The organism is Anabaena sp. 4-3 (genome assembly GCF_001597745.1).
GTDB lineage: Bacteria > Cyanobacteriota > Cyanobacteriia > Cyanobacteriales > Nostocaceae > Trichormus.
The window spans coordinates 136,596-140,168 of sequence record NZ_LUHJ01000065.1 but is presented as its reverse complement, the minus strand read 5'-3'; the positions used below and the strand labels follow the sequence as shown (position 1 = coordinate 140,168).

Here is a 3,573-nt window from a genome sequence, read left to right as displayed (position 1 = left end):
GTCAGTAATAATGGCAGTCTGACTTTCGATGAAACGGTAAATTCTATTAGTAATCTCACCCTCAGTGGTGGTACTCTAGCATTCAATGGCACAACTGCCAGTGAAGTCAATAATTTGACTATCAGTGCTGGTACTTTGGCAGGAACAGGAGAAGTTGTTGTGAACAACACCTTCAACTGGAGTGGGGGAACGCAATCAGGCACAGGCACAACCATCATCCAAGGTACAGCTAACCTCAGTGGTAACGCCAAATTCATCGACACTCGCACCATCGAAACTCAAGGTACAGTAACTTGGACGGGTGGAGATATATATGCAGCTAACGGGGCGATTTGGAATAATACCGCCACAGGTGTATTTGATATTCAAAGCGATCGCTCTTTTTATCATTGGTATGGTAATCGCCCTATCTTCAACAATGCCGGTATCCTCAAGAAAACCGCAGGTACAGGCACGACTACTATTCATGCCGCCTTGAATAACACAGGTTTGATTCAAGTCCAAACAGGCACACTCAACTTACAAGGTGGTGGTACAAGTAGCGGTATTTTTGAGGTTGATAGCGGTGCGTCATTAGTATTTGGTGGTGGCACTTACAACATCACAGGGGGATCTTTAACTACAGACAATCTCACAGTAAGTAGTGGAACTGTCACTGTCACGGGTGCAACTGTTAGCAATCTCAATCATCTCTCTGTCAGTAACGGCAATCTGACTTTCAATGAAACTGTGAGTTCCGTCAATAATCTGTCTATTACAGGCGGTACTTTATCACTCAATGGCATTCAAGATAGCGAAACCGAAAACTTTACTCTCAGCAATGGCACACTCACAGGCACAGGCAATTTAACCGTCAAAACAGGCGGTACATTCAACTGGAGTGGGGGAACGCAATCAGGCACAGGCACAACCATCATCCAAGGTACAGCTAACCTCAGTGGTAACGCCAAATTCATCGACACTCGCACCATCGAAACTCAAGGTACAGTAACTTGGACGGGTGGAGATATATATGGGGCTAACGGGGCGATTTGGAATAATACCGCTACAGGTGTGTTTGATATTCAAAGCGATCGCTCTTTTTATCATTGGTATGGTAATCGCCCTATCTTCAACAATGCCGGTATCCTCAAGAAAACCGCAAGTACAGGCACGACTACTATTGGTGCCGCCTTGAATAACACAGGTTTGATTCAAGTCCAAACAGGCACACTCAACTTACAAGGTGGGGGGATGAGTAGTGGTGTGTTCCGTGCCGAAAATGGAGCATCATTAGTTTTTAGCGGTGGTAACTATAACTTTACAGGTGGTTCACTCATAGGAGAAGGGGTAATCTCCATCACTGGTAGTGGTACAGTTACAGTCGATGGAGCAATTCTCAGTGAAGTCAACAACCTCACCCTCAGTGGTGGTAGTCTAGCACTCAACGGTACAACAGCTAGTGAAGTCAACAACCTCATCCTCAGCAATGGCACACTCACAGGCACAGGCAATTTAACCGTCAAAACAGGCGGTACATTCAACTGGAGTGGGGGAACGCAATCAGGCACAGGCACAACCATCATCCAAGGTACAGCTAACCTCAGTGGTAACGCCAAATTCATCGACACTCGCACCATCGAAACTCAAGGTACAGTAACTTGGACGGGTGGAGATATATATGGGGCTAACGGGGCGATTTGGAATAATACCGCTACAGGTGTATTTGATATTCAAAGCGATCGCTCGTTTTATCATTGGTATGGTAATCAATCCCAATTCAACAATGCGGGTATCCTCAAGAAAACCGCAGGTACAGGTATAACTTATATCTCGACACTGTTCAACAATACGGGTACTGTGCAGGTTGCTAGTGGCACATTAAACGTACAAAGTGGTGGTACTAGCACAGGGAATTGGACAGTTAACAATGGTTCGATTCTGCAATTTTCCAATAACTATACATTACAGGGAGGAACATTAACTGGAAGTGGTACGGTTATTGGGAATCTATCGAATCTCACGCAAATTAACCCTGGTGACACCATTGGCACACTGAGAATTACAGGGAATTATACTCAAGCTAGTAGTAGTACCCTGAATATTGAATTAGGCGGAACCAGCAATTATGACCGCCTAGATATTACAGGTAATGCCAGCTTAAGCGGTAACTTAAATATTAGCCTACTAAATGGATTTACACCAGTTTTAGGCGATCGCTACACCATCCTGAATTTTGGCGGCAATTTAACCGGTGGCTTTACCAATATTACTGGATTCAACCTGGGTAATGGCTTACTACTACAGTCATTAATCGTCAATAAATCCTTAGTCTTAGATGTCGTTCAAGATGTCAACTATAAACCCGGCATCTTTTCTTTCAGTGCTAACAGTTTCAGAGTCAATGAAAATGGTACGCCTATCAGTGCTGTTACCATCAATCGCACAGGTGGAACTGATGGCATCGCCAGCGTTACTTTAACATCCACCGATGGCACAGCAACAGCACCAGCAGATTATAATAACGCTCCCATCGTTGTCAATTTTGCTGATGGTGAAGCTAGCAAAACGGTGACAATTCCGATTGTGAATGACACCATTTATGAAGGTGATGAAACCCTAAATCTCACCCTAGCGAATCCCGTAGGAGGAGGAACTTTAGGAACACAAACAACCGCCACACTCACAATAGTTGATAATGATTTACCAACAGTTTCTCTAGCAGTTACTCCCACCAGCGTAACAGAAGATAGCGCAACAAACCTGGTTTACACCTTCACCCGCACGGGCAACACTGCCAACTCTTTAACTATTAACTTTAATGTTGCTGGCAGTGCCACATTCAACAGTGACTACACCCAAATTGGGGCGACTAATTTCAACGGCACCACAGGAACAATTACGTTTGCTGCTGGTTCTGACACAGCTACTTTAACCATTATTCCCACAGCAGATAATCTATTTGAAGCGGATGAAACAATTAGTTTAACCCTAGCTGCTAGTGCTAACTATAATCGTGGCACTGTGAATACAATTACAAGCACGATTACCAATGATGATATTCATCCGGGGATTCTGTCTTTTAGTTCTCCTCAATTCAGTGTTCAAGAAGATGGCACACCCATTACTGCTGTTACGATTAATCGTACTGGTAATAGCACAGGTGCAGTCAGCGTCACGATTAACTTAACAAATGGCACAGCCACCGCAGGTAGTGACTATAATAATGCACCCATCACAGTTAACTTTGCCGATGGGGAAATCAGTAAAACAGTCACCATTCCCATTGTTAACGACAATCAATTTGAAGCAGATGAAACAATTAATTTAAGCCTATCTAATCCCCAAGGTGGCGCAACATTAGGAACACAAACAACAGCCGTTGTCACCATTATTAATGATGATGCACCCCAAGCAGGAACGATTAGTTTCAATACCACCGCTTACACCATTAACGAAAATGGCACAGCGAATATTAACCTAATTCGTACCGGGGGAAGTGACGGCGAAATTAGTGTTACCATCACACCCGCAGATGGTACAGCCACCGCAGTCAGTGATTACGATAATTCACCGATTACAGTCACCTTTGCC

At 44.1% G+C, this 3,573-nt stretch carries 1 protein-coding gene; it reads left to right on the top strand.

The window, feature by feature from the left end; all coding sequences use genetic code 11:
• Positions 1–3,573 (top strand): Calx-beta domain-containing protein (locus A3775_RS24750; RefSeq protein ID WP_304439300.1); only part of this gene is annotated, 3,573 nt, incomplete at both ends.